Source organism: Martelella sp. HB161492 (assembly GCF_013184775.1).
Lineage (GTDB): Bacteria > Pseudomonadota > Alphaproteobacteria > Rhizobiales > Rhizobiaceae > Martelella.
Genome location: NZ_JAATVV010000005.1, coordinates 359,228 through 373,298, shown reverse-complemented (window position 1 = coordinate 373,298; position 14,071 = coordinate 359,228). Strand labels below are relative to the sequence as shown.

The window sequence follows — 14,071 nt, the reverse complement described above, 5'->3', positions numbered from 1 at the left end:
CGGGCACGGTGAAAGAGCGCGTCCGAATGGTCGCGCTATACCGAAGCATAGGACTGACGCGAAAAGGGCCATGTCTGCATGTCAGTATACAACTGTTGATGGCGCGCTAATCCTGTCGATCAACCGGGTTATCAGCAGCAGCGATCGGGCGGATGTCGATGCGCGCATGACGCGCCGCGAGCTTTGGCGAAACCGGGACCATCCGTGTCGCTCGTGGCCACCGGGCTGCTTGCCTCCGCACCATGCAACGCATAGACTCCCGTCGATACTCTGAAATCAGGCTTCTGCAGCAAGCACCTGTCAACAAAGGAATTGTCGTGCGTTCACCAGTCCCCTCCAAGGACGGACAACAGCCCAAACCGTCGCTTGAGGCGCGAATTTATGCAATCTATGCAACACTGACGCCAGCCGAAAAACGCCTCGCCGACATCCTGCTTCAGTTCCAGATGGATCTGCCAAGCTATACGGCCGGAGAGCTGGCCGAAAAGGCCCATGTATCAAAGGCAACCGCGGCCCGACTGATCCGAACACTTGGCTACAAGACCTATCCGGATGCCAAGCGTCAGATCCGGCAGGACCAGCACTGGGGATCGCCGCGCGCAGGACAGGCCGATCCAGGCACACCCTCGCTGGGAAAGCCGTCCATCGCGACAACGGTGCAAATGGATCTGGACAATATCCGGTCAACCGCCGAGGGGTTGCCAGCCAAGACGCTCGAGGACGCCAGTCAGGCGATTGTCGCGGCAAGGCGGGTGTGGATCATGGGGCTTCGCAGCGGTTACGGGCTTGCCCACCAAGCCGCGCATTATTTCTCACTGATGAAAAGCGACGTCCATATGATCTTGACCGGCGGCGCGAGCTATTCGCATGAGTTCGCCTCGGTCAGCAAGGGTGATGTGCTGCTGGTCATTGCATTTCGCCGGCGGCCGAGACTTCTGCCGACGATCTTGAAGGAAGCACGCGCAGCAGGCGCGACAACGATCTTGATTACCGATCTAAGCGCTGCAGCTAGCGCCAAGGCTGCAGAGCATGTCTTGCGCTGTCGCTGTCAGTCGCCCTCGCCCTTCAATTCTTTTGCCGCGGCGCTTACCATTATCAATTATCTGGCCTGGAACGTTGCCACGGCGCTGGGTGAGGAAAGTCTGAAACGCTATGAACGCATCGACTGGCTGGTGAACCGGCTGGATGATGTCTCGACACCACAGTCAAATGGCGGCGCGGTCTGACAGGGCCGTCAGTGCCGGGATCTATCCGGCGGCCAGCAGGTTCGGACGGCTTGGCGCCGCCCAGATTCCGGATTTCGACGTCGCCAGTCCGCAACGCACCAGCATTTCGGCAAGACCGACAGCAGCGGACACACCGTCGACGATCGGAATACCGTGACGGTTCTGGAGATCGCGGGCAAAGCCGGCCATGCCGGCGCAGCCAAGTGCCACCCCTTCTGCACCCGCTTCAATCCCGCGCTCGATAAGGGCAGAGATCTTTTCAAACGCACCGCTTTGCGGGTCTTCCAATGCCAGCACAGGAATGTCGGAGGCGAAAACTTGCCGGCAACGCTGGGCAAAACCGTAGCGCAATAGGTTGTCTTCGATGATCGGCGCAGAGCGTGAGAGCGTTGTGACGACACAGAAACTGTGAGCCAGCAATGTGACGGCATGAAAGGACGCCTCACCGATCCCGATCACCGGACGTGTTGCAATGGCACGTGCGGCATCAAGCCCGGTGTCGTCGAAACAGGCAATCACATGGGCATCGGCTCCGTCTTCTTCCGCGGCGGCGATCGCGCACAGAAGACCGGGAACAGCGCACGCGCCGTCAAACGGCCCTTCAATGGCTGCCGGTCCATGTGGCGACTGGCGTCCGAGGATTTCGGTCCCGGGCATTGCCGCGGCCTTGGCTGCTGCGGCAATCTGCTCCGTCATGGAAGTGGTCGTATTGGGATTGATGACGGCGATACGCATGGTCTGTCACTCTCAATGGGGGCTTTCGTTCAGGCTGCCGTTGGCCTCGTGTCGATCAGCGTTTCATAGGCAATCGGCGCCGACGTCAGATGGCCGTCGCAAATGCCGTTCTGCCAGCGCTGATAGGCGTCCGGATCGATCCGGGGCGTCGTCCACATGCCGTTTTCACGGTAAACATCAGTCAGCCTGACCAGAATATCGGGCGCAAATTTCGGAAAGGTCTCGGCGAGAAATGTCCGATACTCTTCTGCTGGACGGGCATTGATCCAGTCCATTCCCCGGCCGAGAGCCCGCACGAACCGGCAATGAACATCAAGCGCGGCGGCGCTCGCTTCCCCGTCTGTGTAGAAGACGCTCCATGGTATATTGCCGCCGCTGATTGACAGAGGCGCGACCACATGTGCACGACCGCTTGCTTCGAGTGTGGCCGCGGACGGGTAGTCGATGACGAGATAGTCAGCCATGCCGCCGACGAACAGATCTGTCAGCATCTTGCCGTCGAGATCCTGGACAAAATTGACCGTTCTTGGGTCGATACCGTGTTCGCGCAGCAGCATCTTGATGAACAGGCCAACGCTCGCGCCGTTGCTGCCCTTCATTGCAATCACCTTCCCGGGAAGCGCGCCCCAGGCGAAATTCTCCGGCCGCTCGCGGCCGATGACCGCCAGAGGCGCGCGTGCGGCAACCTGCGCGAAGGGGATATAGCGCTTGCCGCGGGTGTGGAACATGGATGGTACCCAGATGCCGCCAAGTGCGGCATTGGCCTTGTCAGAACCAATTTGGTCGAGCACAAGATCCCAGGGGGACGGTACCTCGGTGGTGACCTCAAGCTCTTCCTCGCGGAAAAAACCCTGCCAGACGGCGACATATTCGGGCAGGTAATTGAGGCTGTGGCCAGTGGCGGAGATATGGAAATTCTGCATATTCTTCTTTCTGTCAGACCAGTCGCTGACCGTTCTCAATATCGAAGATCAGGACATCGCCGGCGGCGTAGTCGAGAGCGCACTGCTCGCCGATCTTCATTTTCAGATGGCCGGAGACACGTACGAAAACGAGGTCCGTTTCCAGAAGCCGGCCATCCTGTTCCTCCTCGCCCGTCATCAGGCGGCAACCAATCACGGTTTCGGCGCCGAGACGCTCAACCACCGAGACACGCGCCGGCAACCGCCCGGCGCCGGCGGCGCGGAGCTCAAGTTTTTCCGGCCGGATGCCGAAAATGACTTCGCGCCGTTTGGGCAGCGGCGTGTCGACTGGCGCTGCGAGCTTGCCGGACAGGGCAAGCGTGTCGCCGCGGATCGACGCGGGGATAAGGTTCATCGGCGGCGAACCGACAAACTGGGCCACGAAAGTATTGGCCGGCTGGTCGTAGATTTCGTCCGGAGTTCCAACCTGCTGCACCACGCCCTTGTTCATGATGATGATGCGGGTCGCCATGGTCATGGCCTCGACCTGATCATGCGTCACATAGACAAAGGTCTTGCCGACCTTGTGATGCAGCGCCGAGATTTCTGAGCGCATCTGCGTCCGCAGTTTCGCATCCAGATTGGAAAGCGGTTCATCCAGCAGATAAAGCGATGGATTGCGAACCAGAGCACGGGCCAGAGCGACACGCTGGCGCTGACCGCCCGAGAGGCTCGACGGCCGGCGGTCGAGCAGCGGCTCCAGTTCGAGCTGGCGGGCAATTTTCAGGGTCCGCTCAGCAATATCCTGACGCTTCATCAACCGGGCCCGGGCGATCATGTTGACGATCGGCAGGTGATACCACTTGCGAAACGCATCCATGATCAGCGGAAAGGCAATGTTTTCGCGCACCGTCGCATGCGGATAGAGCGCATAGGTCTGGAACACAAATGCCACGCCGCGCTTCTTTGGCTGCCAGTCATTGGCGACTTCGCCATCGAAAAGGAGATCGCCCGAGGTGATCTCGCTCAGACCGGCAATCATGCGCAGGAGGGTAGATTTGCCGCAGCCGGACGGGCCGAGCAGGACGAGGAACTCGCCGTCATGAATATCGGCGTCGAAGGTCTTGATAACAGTGTTGTCGCCAAAGGCCTTGGAGACATTCCTGAAGGTCAAAGCGGGCATGGATTTATCCTTTGACGGCGCCGGACGTCAGGCCGGCTACGATTTTTCGCTGGATCAGGAGGAAGAAGACGATCGCCGGAATACTGAAGACGAGGGCTGCTCCCATCACGGCGGACATCGGGGTTTCATATTGCCCGACGAAAGAGGCAAGCCCGACGCTTGCCGTCCATTTGTCCCGATCCATCAGGAAGGTCGAGGCGAAAAGGAACTCGTTCCAGCCGGCAAAGAAAGCGACAACAGCTGCGGCAGCAATACTCGGCATGATCAGGGGCAAGATGATCATCGTCAGAATGCTGAAGCGCGGGCAATTATCGATGATCGCCGATTCCTCGATCTCATAGGGAACAGCATCCATGGCGCCCTTGAGCACGAAGCAGGCGACGGGAAGCGAGAAACCGACATTGGCAAGCACCAGGCCGGCGAGGCTGTTCAGCAGGCCAAAGGTGATGAACATCGCGTAGAGCGGCACCAGAATAAGCGCTTCCGGCACAACCTGGGTTACGAAGAGAAAGAAGCCGACCAGCCCCTTTCCATGAAAACGGAACCGGCTGAGCGCATAGCCGGCCAGCGAGCCAAGCGTCAGGGAAAGCACCGTGCCGCCTGCGGCAACCAGAAGCGTGTTGAACAGCCATAACCCGATTGGAACCTGCTTGAGGTCCTGAAAGAGTTGCGGAAAATGACGCAGCTGCAGCCAGGCGGACTGCCCCGAACCGTAAAGCTCGGAATTGTCTGAAAGCGCCGTAGCCGCCATCCAGTAGACGGGGAAGCCAGCAAGCACCACAAGGACACCGATCATAAGGTAGCGCAGAAGCCTCAGTATGATTTTTTTCGTCGTCATCAGCGGGACATCCACTTCATGCGGCGTTGTTCGAAATAATAATGAATACCGGCAATCGCGAGCGCCAGAACAAGGCCGACGGCGCCGTAGGCGCTGGCAAGGCCAAGCTGATGGTTCTCAAAGGCCACCTGACGGATCTTGACCACCAGAGTACTGGTTGAGCCGACCGGTCCACCTCCGGTCAGAAGGTAGATGATGTCGAAGCGGCGGATCGACCAGACACAGACCAGCAGGGCCGAAAGCTGGATGGCCGGCCGGATATGCGGCAAGGTAACCATTCTGAATGTACTGAGACCATCCGCGCCATCGATGGCGGCAGCCTCACGCACTTCGTCTGGAACCGACTGCAATGCAGCAAGCACGACCAGCATGACGAAGGGCGCGACCTGCCAGACCGTGACCGCCAGAACGGAGGCAAGCGCCAGGTCGGTGCTGGTCAGCCAGGCAAAACGGCCAAGCCCTAGCGCTTCGGTGATGCGGTTGAGAATGCCGGAGCGATCATTATACATCCACAGCCAGATCAGCGAGGCAGCCACATTGGGAACCGCCCAGCCGAACAGGAGAATCCCCCGGGCAATGGCGCGGCCCCTGAAGGGCCGGTCGATTGCAAGCGCCGAGATCACACCCAGTGACACACCGAACACCACTGCCAGCGCTGCATAAAGCAGCGTGACCCGGACCGAGAGAAAGAATGACGGATCGCTGAAAAGCCGTTCGTAGTTACCAAGGCCGATGAATCGGCCGTGGTTGGGATTGATGATCCGGGTGTTGGTCAGGCTCATATACATCTGCCGCGCTAGCGGCCAGAACATGAAGACCACAAGATAGATCATGGGCGGAAGAATGAAGCCATAGGCTGCTAAGCGTGTCGCCCGTCTTCTTAAGTTCAGGCCAGTCATGACCACTCCTTCGCCTCGCTGTCTCAGAACTGCTGGTCGACCGCCGTCTGGGCTTCGGCAAGAGCCTGTTCGGGTGTCGTATCGGTCAGAATAGACTTCTCGACAGCCTGCATCACGAAGCGCATGATCTGCGGTGTATCAACCTCATAGCCCGGGATGAGCGTGCTGCGCGAGTGCTCCGCAAGCTTAGCGAATTCAGGTGCCCAGGGGTTGGCTGCAGCAAATTCCGCGGTAACAGGAACGTCCGTCGCCAGTGCATCCGGACCGGATGCTGCGCGCAGCGCCTGCTGTCCTTCCGGGCTGACGAGCCAGGTCAGGAACTTGATCGCTTCTTCCTGTTTCTCGCTGTGTGCGCTGACGCCGAGGAAGATCTGCTGATGCGCACCGGGATGGGCAAATGGCATGGCCGCTGCACCGATATCGGCGCTGGGAAGCGCCCCACCGGACGCGATATTAAGCGTGCCACCGGAATTGTCGATCGAGAAGGCAACCTGCTTTTCCTTAAAGCGAGTGCGCTGCGTCGGCATGCTGTCACCGACGGGAATAATGCCCGAAGCATAGGTATCCTTGAACGCCTGAACAGCGGCGACAGCTTCGGGTGTATTGATGGTCAGCTTGCCGCTGTCATCAACCCAGTTAACCCCGTAACCATAGGCCCAGTTCTGGAAATCCATCGACCAGCCGCTGAAATCATTGATCTGATGACGGGCGGTAAAGCCAATGACGCCGGGCGTTTTGTCTGTCGCTTCCTTGGCCGAGGTGATCAGTTCCTGAACCGTCGTCGGGATCTTGACGCCGAGGTCCGCCGTCACACTCTTGTTGAAGATCAACGCATAGGCGGCACGCTGCCATGCAATGCCATAGCGCACATCGTCAATCACGCCGTTATCATTGGTGCTGTTGAGATCGACGCCTTTTACGGCGTCGCTGAGATCAACCAGAAAGCCGGCATCGGCCATGGTGTAGAACAGGCCTTCCTGCATGATGGCAATGTCCGGGCCCTGGCCTGCACCCATTTCAGTGGTCAGCTTGTCGGCAAATTCAGCAGACGGAATAGCCTCCTGCTCCAGTGTCACATCGGGATTGACCGTCTCATACTGCTTGACGGCGGCCCAGAGGTTCTGACCACGCAGGGCATCGAGCCACTGCGAGTTGGCAATCGTCAGGGTAACTTTTTCGCCCGACTGGGCAAAGCTCGGCGCAGCACCTGCCAATGTGGCAGCAAAGCCGATGAAAACAGCGGAGGCCAGAAGCCTGCGTCGGCGGATATTCTCGAACATCTTGTTCTCCTTCTGAGGGTTCTTTTTCTTGGTCTTATACTGAGTTTTGAGGGGGGATCAGTCCGCCTTCACCCGGTGGGGTGCAAGCGGGGTATGGCAGCTTAAGTTTTCCGCACCATCTGCCGTCACCAGATAGCAATCACCGACATTGCAACCGGCCACTTCCGGTTCGAGCCACTGCGCGTGGAGAACGAAGGTCATCCCCTCCTCCAGCGTGTCGTGATTGTTGGACTGGATATTGTAATTTTTGAATTTCTGCATCGAAACCGAATGGCCGACATTGGGATTATGGGGTCCAAGTGTTGCCGGATAGACATGCATGAGCCGTCGGCCCTGACGTTCCCAGTCCTCGTCAGGCACATGCTTGCGCGGAACGAGACGCGGTCTGCCGTCATCCTCGGAGACCCAGTTATACGGCATGATCCGACTATCTGCCGATGTCAGGTATCCGCGGTCAAGATAGGGTTCGAACGAGGCATCGGCCACTTCAGAAACCAGCCTGCCGGGACGAACCAGCGCGGCGGCCTTTTCCACACCCTCGACACACATGGCAAGAACATCTTCCTGCTTGTCCGTGATATCGCCCACGGCAATCATCCGGGCAATCTGTGCCGTATAGCCCTGATAGATCACCGCGGAAATATAGAGGTTGATCAGGTCGCCATTGCGCACGACATGGCCGTAGGGTTTGCCGCAATGAGTGCCGTAGCGGTTGATGCCGATCTGGTAGCCGTCGCCGGTTTCACCACCGCGCGCCATCTGCGCATAGGTGAATGCCGCGTAGATTTCGTAGTCGGTCACACCCGGTTTGATGACGTGATATGCTGCCTGGATACCGATATCGGCCAGCTGCGCTGCCGCCCGCACGACGGCCTGCTCCCGCGGCGATCGGATTTTCTGCATCCGGTCGACAATCGGCTCGGAGGCCCGAAAGACACTCTTCGGCAGACGTGTCTTCAGCGCGTCCCAGTAAGGCTGCGAGGTTGCGTCACCAATCAGGCCGATCTGCGCGACGGAGAAGCCCTGCTTCTCAAGAAATGAGGATAGCGCATCCGCAACCTTGTCAACGGTGTTTCCCGGGCGGTTATAGGTCTCGCGCCCCCATGTGCCGACCTGCCAGATATCCTCGACAAGAACCGGCTCGCCGGCCGGCGGCAGCAGAACGGAACTGCTGAAGATGGAAAAGAGCGTCAGCGGCCTGTCGTCATCAGTGGGAATGACAAGAACGCCTTCACGGGCCCAGTCACAGATGTAACGCAGATAGGAGTTGGAGACTTTGTAAGAGCCGATGGAATCGGCATGGACGAGTATGACATCATGACCGGCAACAACAGCTTCACGGCGGATCCGACGGAGGCGATCAACGAATTCGCTTTCCGGCAGCGGTCCGACAGGCTCGAATTCAAATGAGGGCTCAAAGCCGTCGAGCAGGCGTTCAAACCGTGCGTCGGTCCGAGCACCTGAGGGAAGACGGGAAGCGTTGATGGCGGTCATGGCATGTCTCATGAATACTAAGGATGAGACTAGACTACATCTGAAACTTTTTTTGCAAAGGCTTGCCGAGCATGCGCTTTAGGCGTTCTGCCTATGGAATATGCATTGGCGAGAATTTCGGGTTCATTTCATGAATAAATCAACAAAACCGCTTGCTGTAAGGCCATTCAGTCCATTGTAAAGAAACGTCTATTTGCCGATATCAGCTCTGTGGCGCTGAAATATTTATTTCAAATTCTTGCGAAAAATCGTCACCGGACAAAATCCCACCTGCTCAATTCTCGGGCATCGGACAGGGATGCGGGCCGGTTTCCGCGCGGGTCGCCACGGCAGGAAAGCCCATAGGTGCGGGTTTGGTCGTGCTTTTGTGCGGCAGGCCATGCAGTCCCATATACCGGGCTGCTGGTCATGATGCCGCGCATTCGCTGGAACGGTGGCAGACAAGCGCCTGCGGCACGAGAGTGCTTATGACAGCTGACGTTTCGCCAGCACCGCAAAGACGCCGTCCTGCTTGATCAAAGCATCATAGCTGCCCTGCTCCACGATCCGGCCGTGTTCCAGGACATAGATCCGGTCAGCATGGCGGATCGTGGACAGGCGATGTGCGATGACGATGCGCGTCGCTTTCATGCGCTCAAGGGCGGTGCTGACCTGTGCCTGGGTGATGTTGTCGAGCGCACTCGTCGCCTCGTCAAAGAGAACGATGCGCGGTTTGCGGACCAGTGCCCGCGCGATGAGGAGGCGCTGCTTCTGCCCGCCGGAGAATGTGGCCGCCCCTTCGCCGACAGGTGTCTGCAGTCCCATCGGCATTGCCCTGATATCCGCCTCAAGCCCGGAATCGATGACAGCCTGCCAGACCTCTGCCTCGCTATAGGCTCCGTTGGCAGTAATGTTGTCATGGATACTGCCGGTCAGCAGCTTTCCGTCCTGCAGAACTACGCCGAGCTGGCGGCGCAGTGACGATGGGTCGAGCTTTGCCAGATCATGATCGTCATAGGTGAGCGTTCCCTTTTGCGGCGTGAGGAAGCCGAGGAGGAGCCGCATCAGGGTCGACTTTCCGCTTCCCGACGGGCCGACAATGGCGATAAATTCACCGGCGTGGATCTCCATCGTAATATCGTCGAGGATAGCCCGCTCAGTGTTTTCGAAGGCAAAGCTTGCATGGCTGATGGCAATCCGCCCGGTCAGGTCGCCCGGCTGTGTTCTTGTGCCGGAAACCTCCGGCTCGCCAGCCAGAATGGGTTCCGTGCGCTCATAGAGCGGCTTCAGCGACATGAGCGTGACGAGCGCGCCGGCAAGCCCGGAAAAGCCGGCATAGAACTGTCCAAAGGCGGTGTTGAATGCGATAAAGGTTCCGGTCGAAACATTGTCCACATAAAAGGCAAAGAAGGCCAGCGTCAGAATCTGAAAGACAATCAGCACCCCGCCTGTCAGCAATCCCTCGCTATAGGTCAGGATATTCGAGCGCAGGCGAAAATGCATGTCGCGGGCAAAACGCTCGGTCCAGTCGGCATAGGCCAGCCGTTCGGCGCCGTTGACCTTGAGGGTCGAAATTCCGGAAACGAATTGAAAGGTGCGGGCCGCCAGCTTGCCGCTCAGCGCATACTGATCACGCTGATACAAGAGCTGAAGATAGGCAAAGACGCAGCTAATCAGGATAACCAGAACCACGAAGCCGACGGCGATCAGCGCCAGCATGGGCTGGTAATAGAGCATCATGGCGAGGCTTGCGACGGAAAACAGGCCGCTGAACACGGCCGAGAGGGTTGATCCGTTCAGCGCCCGACTGAGCGCATTGATCCCTGCCGCGCGGCTGGCCAGATCGCCGACCTCATATTGCTGGAAAAAACTGGCCGGCAGTCGCAAAAGCCGGTCCCAGACCGCGCTCTGCACCACGGCATCAACCCGGCCGCGCAGTCTGAGTTGCGTGAGCGTGCGGGCCATGCCAAATCCAAGAGTGGCGAAAGCGGCCGCCACCAGCACGATCGTCACCTGACCGAGCTGACCATATTCCGCCTTCGGGATGATCGTATCGAAGATATGCCCGGACACCAGCGGCGTCAGAAGCGCCAGCAAGGCCATGCAGGCCGATGCAATCAGAATTGTCGCGAAAGTGCGGATGTTGTTCTTGAACACGAAGCCGAGCAGAATGCGGGCGGTGATCCTGGTGTCCGGCATCGGGCGATAGAAAATATAGGCTTCCGGCGCGAGGCTGGCGGCAAGAGCGCCATCCACCCGACGCGCGTTGCCGTCACTATCGATGGCGTGATATCCGAAACGGGCCGGAAGCAGGCAGACCGGTTCGCCGGCGTCACTAAACCCGACAAATGCGCCGTGATCGCCGCGCCACCAGCCCGCAGGCAGGCGCGCGCGTCGGGCGCGAACGTGGTTCACACGGGCGATCGCGGCAATGGCTTCGCCGCGCTGTTGCGGTCGTGATGGCGCGACAGCGCGCAGCTCGATCCCATCCGCCGCAGCCACACGGGCTGCACAGCGCATCAGCGCATCGGGTTCCAGTGTACCAGCGGGCTGCCTGGCCTTGCGGTGGAGAAGCGCTGCGACAGCGCCGGTCGTGGCTTCGAGCCGCCGGTTTGTCGCGGTTTCACGGCGATGAAGAACCTCATCGGCGTGACGGTCAATCCGCTCAAGGCAGGCACCTATGCTGGCAAGGGCCAGGATCATGGCTGCGTTGCGGGCGGTTTGCAGCACCCCTGCTTCGAAGAGGTCACGGCTACCAAGGACCCGTGCCGTCACGCCGTCCGGCGCCTGCATCCAGAATTCGGGCGTGATCGGTACGAGCCCGGCCGCCACTCTGCCGCCGCTGCAGCTTACAAGCGTGCCATTGGTTTCAAGCCAGAGAAGCGGAGCCGACGCACACACGGCCGCCCCTGCCTGCATGACGACCTGATGTCCGGCATCGATGAGCGAAATGCCGCGTGGCGGCAATGCGGTATTGCCTGCTGCAAGCAGGCGTGCCGTCCAGAGATCCAGTCCGTCCGACTGCGTCAGCGCTTCGCACGACAAAATAGTGCAACCGGGCGCAGGAATGACAAGAATATCGGGACTGTCCTCGCCTTCCTCGACGTCTGCAAGGCCAGCAAACACTGCGCCCTCGGAAAGACGGAAGAGGTGGTTGAGCGGGCCGTAGATCGCCTGCCTTGGATCAACCGCGAAGACATCGGCCTGACCGGCGGCGAGGCAGAAGACGCCTTCCACCTTGCCAAGCGGTATTGCCCGCGGCATCCGGGCTCCCGCCTGGGCTCGAAGGAGCGGAACAGGCAGATGATGTTGCTGGTCTTCGATCTGGTCCATTAGCCTGGCTCTCACAGCGCCGCAACAAGCCGCGCATAGGGGCCGTCCTGCTCAGCAATAAGGGTGTCGTGGGTTCCGCGTTGGGCAATCCGTCCACGATCGAGGACGATGATCTCGTCGCTGTCGCGAATGGTGGATAGCCGCTGGGCGATGATGAGACAGGCGCAACCGCGCTGTCTGAGGTTCATGTCCACGGCTTGTTCCGTGACGGGATCGAGCGCCGAGGTCGCTTCATCCATGACCAGCAATGAGGGAGCCCTGCAAAGCGCCCGTGCGATCTCGAGCCGCTGGCGCTCGCCGCCGCTCAGGTTTCGTCCGGCTTCCGACAATGTGGCATCGAGCCCGGCATCACGCACGATCGGCAGCATGTCGAGGCAGGCATCACTGACGGCACGATGCAGGGCCTGATCGGAAATCGATGTGTCCCAGAGGGTGATATTGTCGCGCAGGCTGCCGCTGAAGATGTGGATATCCTGGCTGACAACACCCAGAGACGATGTCAGACTCGATCTGTCGATCCTGTCCGCAGCGATGCCGTCAAACAGGATGGTCCCTTCCCAGGGCTGATAAAGGCCCGACACCAGCTTGCCGATTGTCGATTTGCCTGACCCGCTTGCGCCAACGAGCGCGACACGCATACCGGGCTGCACGGTCAGCGAAAAATCCTTGAGCAGCGGCTCTTCGCGACGGCTGTAGCCGAAGGTGACATTGCGAAGCTCGAGAGAACCGACAAGCTTGCGCTGCGGGCCCGCCGGTGTTTCCCTTGTAGCGCCGGCAGCGGTCCCGTAATTGAGAACGTCGTCCAGGCGGCTGAGATCGACCTGCGTGGTCTGCAGTGATGAACCGAGCCCGACCAGGCCGGACACGGGACCGTTGAAACTTCCGGCCAGAACCTGAAAGGCCACGAGGTCGCCAACGGTAAGCTGGCCGTCGAGAACGAATAGCGCGCCGAGACCCAGAATGGCGATGTTGCCAAGCGATGAACAGATGCCGGGCAAAAGGCCAAGAAGCTGGGTTTGGCGGCCGATTGTCTGAGACAACGAGACAAGCTGTGCCTGAAGACCGCCCCAGCGGGCGAAAAGATCGTCTTCGAGACCTGCCGCCTTTACCGTTTCGATCGCCGACAGCCCGCTCATGATCGATGACGCCTGTTCGGCACCATTCTTGGCCAGCAGATGCCGCGCATTCTCAAGCCGCAGCCAGACGATGCGTGCCATCAGCAGGTTCACGAGTGCCATGCCGACCACCAGTGAAGCGAGTGGCACACTGTAGGAAAGCAGCAACGCCCCGTAGACGACAATGGAGATCAGCCCGACAATGCTGAAGGCCAGCGGCCCCGACACCATCGAGGCAGCCCGCGCGGCCGAACCGAGGCGGCCCGAAATGTCACCGGCGAAACGCTGGTTGAAAAAGTCCATCGGCAGATGCAGAAGCCGCCAGAGCACCTGACGGGTCATGCCGATACTGACCTTGGCAGAAAAACGCATCAGGAAGTGTTTCTGCAGGAAGCTGAGCAGCATGCTCAGACTGCCCGCGACCACAAAGGCCGTCAGCAGCGGTCTGACCCAATCCCGCTGCCCACCGACAAGAAAATCATCGACATAGATCTTGCTGAGCGCCGGAATGACAATACCCGGAATGACCAGAAGCAGGGTGACGAGCAGTATGAAGGCGAAGGGGGCGGCAGTTCCGCGTGAGAACTGACGCAATTCGCGGAGAACCGAGGGTCTTTCACCGCCAGTGGTGAAATCCTGCGCGGGTACAATGGTCACTGCGACGCCGGTGAAATCGCGGTCCATCTCGTCCCAGCCGATCCGCCTCCGGCCCTGAGCCGGGTCATTGATGACAGCGCCCTTGCGATCGACCTTTTCCAGGACGATGAAGTGATTGAACCGCCAGAAGATGATCGCCGGCAGGGTCAGCTCACGCAGTTTTTCCAGCCCGACCTTGAAGCCCCTGGCCTCGCAGCCGAAACGTCGGGCCGCCTCGATCAGGTCCCATGCATTGGAGCCGTTGCGCGAAACGCCGCATTCCATCCGCAGCTGTTCCAGCGCGACCCAGCGCCCGTGATAGGCCAGCACCATCGCCAGGCAGGCGGCGCCGCATTCCACCGCCTCCATCTGCAGGATTGTGGGGGTCTGATGGCGCCGAAACAGCCCGCGCTGCGCAAAACCGTTACCCTTCTTGCTTGCTGCCTGCATG

At 59.6% G+C, this 14,071-nt stretch carries 10 protein-coding genes; 1 reads left to right on the top strand and 9 read right to left on the bottom strand.

Annotated features, from left to right (window positions below):
- The first annotated feature begins 317 nt into the window (after positions 1-317).
- Positions 318-1,226, top strand: a complete 909-nt coding sequence (locus HCK86_RS11040; RefSeq protein ID WP_348641067.1) for a MurR/RpiR family transcriptional regulator — start codon at positions 318-320, stop codon at positions 1,224-1,226.
- Between the two features lie 21 nt (positions 1,227-1,247).
- Here the strand turns inward: HCK86_RS11040 and HCK86_RS11035 are convergent, their stop codons facing one another.
- From HCK86_RS11035 to HCK86_RS10995, 9 genes are all read right to left on the bottom strand, one after another.
- Complete coding sequence (locus tag HCK86_RS11035) at positions 1,248-1,961, bottom strand: aspartate/glutamate racemase family protein (protein ID WP_176084502.1); 714 nt, start codon at positions 1,959-1,961, stop codon at positions 1,248-1,250.
- A gap of 29 nt (positions 1,962-1,990) precedes the next feature.
- Entirely contained in the window at positions 1,991-2,884 is an 894-nt protein-coding gene (locus HCK86_RS11030; protein WP_176084501.1) for an ABC transporter substrate-binding protein, read from the bottom strand.
- A 13-nt stretch (positions 2,885-2,897) separates the two neighbouring features.
- Positions 2,898-4,046 (bottom strand): ATP-binding cassette domain-containing protein, encoded by a 1,149-nt coding sequence (locus tag HCK86_RS11025; protein WP_176084500.1) that lies wholly within the window; start codon positions 4,044-4,046, stop codon positions 2,898-2,900.
- A 4-nt stretch (positions 4,047-4,050) separates the two neighbouring features.
- Positions 4,051-4,884 carry a carbohydrate ABC transporter permease gene (locus tag HCK86_RS11020; RefSeq protein WP_176084499.1) on the bottom strand — a complete coding sequence of 278 codons (834 nt, stop codon included), beginning with the start codon at positions 4,882-4,884 and terminating at the stop codon, positions 4,051-4,053.
- Complete coding sequence (locus HCK86_RS11015; protein WP_176084498.1) at positions 4,884-5,783, bottom strand: sugar ABC transporter permease; 900 nt, start codon at positions 5,781-5,783, stop codon at positions 4,884-4,886. Before HCK86_RS11015 ends, HCK86_RS11020 begins: the two co-directional genes overlap by 1 nt.
- Positions 5,784-5,806: 23 nt before the next feature.
- Positions 5,807-7,063 carry an extracellular solute-binding protein gene (locus HCK86_RS11010; protein ID WP_176084497.1) on the bottom strand — a complete coding sequence of 419 codons (1,257 nt, stop codon included), beginning with the start codon at positions 7,061-7,063 and terminating at the stop codon, positions 5,807-5,809.
- A gap of 57 nt (positions 7,064-7,120) precedes the next feature.
- Positions 7,121-8,557, bottom strand: a complete 1,437-nt coding sequence (locus HCK86_RS11005; protein ID WP_176084496.1) for a Xaa-Pro peptidase family protein — start codon at positions 8,555-8,557, stop codon at positions 7,121-7,123.
- A gap of 465 nt (positions 8,558-9,022) precedes the next feature.
- Positions 9,023-11,800: an NHLP bacteriocin export ABC transporter permease/ATPase subunit gene (locus HCK86_RS11000; RefSeq protein ID WP_176084495.1), complete on the bottom strand. Its 2,778-nt coding sequence runs from the start codon at positions 11,798-11,800 to the stop codon at positions 9,023-9,025.
- Positions 11,801-11,880: 80 nt separating this feature from the next.
- Positions 11,881-14,070 carry an NHLP family bacteriocin export ABC transporter peptidase/permease/ATPase subunit gene (locus HCK86_RS10995; protein WP_176084494.1) on the bottom strand — a complete coding sequence of 730 codons (2,190 nt, stop codon included), beginning with the start codon at positions 14,068-14,070 and terminating at the stop codon, positions 11,881-11,883.
- Position 14,071 lies beyond the last annotated feature (1 nt).